The 2,038-nt window shown below is 65.1% G+C and carries 1 protein-coding gene; it reads left to right on the forward strand.

The window, feature by feature from the left end:
- On the forward strand, nucleotides 1-2,038 hold a 2,038-nt coding region (locus tag AU193_RS17390), incomplete at both ends, for a condensation domain-containing protein (RefSeq protein WP_253867908.1).

Raw genomic sequence — 2,038 nt, forward strand, 5'->3', positions numbered from 1 at the left:
TGGCCGTCGACGGGGTGTCGTGGCGGATCTTGTTGGAGGATCTCAATATCGCGTGGGCTCAACACCGCAACGGGCAGCCGGTGCAGTTGGCGGCGCCGGGAACGTCGTTTGCGCGGTGGTCGTCGCTGCTGGCTGAGTATGCCCGCGCTCCGCAGGTGGTGGCTCAAGCCGAGGTGTGGCAACAGGTGACGTCGGTGCCGGCGCTGTTGCCGCCGGTGCGACCGCAGGTGGATACCTTCGCCAGCGCTGGGTCGTTGTCGGTGTCGTTGGACGCCGAGTCGACACGGCTGCTGCTGGGTGAAGTGCCGGCGGCGTTTCATGCTGGGGTACAAGACATCTTGTTGATCGGGTTCGCGTTGGCCCTCGCGGAGTTCTTGGCCAGCGGTGATGCGCCGGTCGTGATTGATGTCGAAGGCCACGGGCGCGACGAGGAACTGGCGGCGGGGGTGGATCTGTCGCGCACGGTCGGGTGGTTCACCTCCATATATCCGGTGTCGCTGGCGGTCGGTGGGGTGCCCTGGACCGAGGTGGTTGCTGGGCAGGCGCCGTTGGGTCGGGTGATCAAGGCGGCTAAAGAGCAGCTTCGCGCGCTGCCCGACGGCCTGACCTACGGGCTGCTGCGCTACCTCAATCCTGAGGTGAACCTGTCTGAAGCTGGTGTACCCATCGGGTTCAACTATCTGGGGCGCTTGGGGGCTGCTGCGGGCGAGGTCTCCGAGGACTTGTGGCAGATCAGCCCGGACGGCTTGGCGATCACCGCCGCGGCTGCGGCGATACCCCTGTCGCTTCCTCATACCGTGGAGGTCAACGCCGTCACCGCCGAGACCGAGGTCGGTCCGCAGTTGCATGCCACCTGGACGTGGGCGCCCTCGGCGTTGCAGCGTGCGCAGGTGGATCGATTGAGCCGGTTGTGGTTTGACGCGCTGGTCGGCATCTGCACACACGTCAGAACCGGCGGTGGCGGATTGACGCCATCTGATATCGCACCGGCGCGGCTGAGTCAACAGCAGATCGATGCTCTAGAGCAGCAGCATCGGATCGCCGATATCTTGCCGCTGACTCCGCTCCAGCAGGGACTGCTGTTCCACGCCAGCACCTCGGTGGACAGTGCCGAGGATGTCTACGCGGTACAGCTGGATATCGCGTTGAGCGGACCGCTGGAATCCGACCGGTTGCGCGACGCGGTACAGAGGGCGGTGAACCGCTATCCCAATCTCGTGGCGCGTTTCTGCGACCAGTTCGACGAGCCGGTGCAGGTCATCCCCGCCGATCCTGTCGTGCCGTGGCAGTATGTCGACCTCGATGGCCGCGCCGATGTCGATGAACAGGTGCAGCAACTGTGCGCTGCCGAACGCGCCGCGGTATGCGACCTCGCACAGCCGGTCTTCCAAGTGGCACTGATCCGCACCGGAACTGATCGGCACCGGTTCGTGCTCACCAACCACCACATCGTTCTGGACGGCTGGTCGATGCCGATCATTCTGCAGGAGATCTTCGCCCACTACTACGAACTGCAACTGCCTGCGGCTCCGTCCTACCGCAGCTTCGTCTCCTGGCTCGCCGAGCGAGATGTGGAGGCCGCTCGCGCTGTATGGAGCGACGCGTTGGCGGGCTTGGACACGCCCACCTTGGTGGGTCCGCCGGAGCGGGCCGGCCTGGGCGCGCGTGAAACGCATTCAACCTCCGTGCCCGAAGAGGTGACCGAAGCCCTTGGCGAGTTGGCGCGTTCATGTCACACCACCGTCAGCACCGTGCTGCAGGCAGCGTGGGCGCAACTTCTGATGTCGCTGACCGGTCAGCGTGACGTGATATTCGGGACCGCTGTCTCGGGCCGCCCGGCTGAGGTATCGGGCGCCGATTCGATGGTCGGCCTGTTGATAAACACGGTGCCGGTCCGCGCGCGGATCACCGCAACAACCACCACCGCAGACCTGCTCGAGCAGCTTCAGAGCGCTCACAACCACACCCTCGAGCATCAGCACCTGGCGCTCAACGAAATTCACCACGCCACCGGTCACGACCAGTTGTTCGACACGCT

It is taken from the genome of Mycobacterium sp. GA-1285 (assembly GCF_001499905.1).
In the GTDB taxonomy this organism is placed as follows: domain Bacteria; phylum Actinomycetota; class Actinomycetes; order Mycobacteriales; family Mycobacteriaceae; genus Mycobacterium.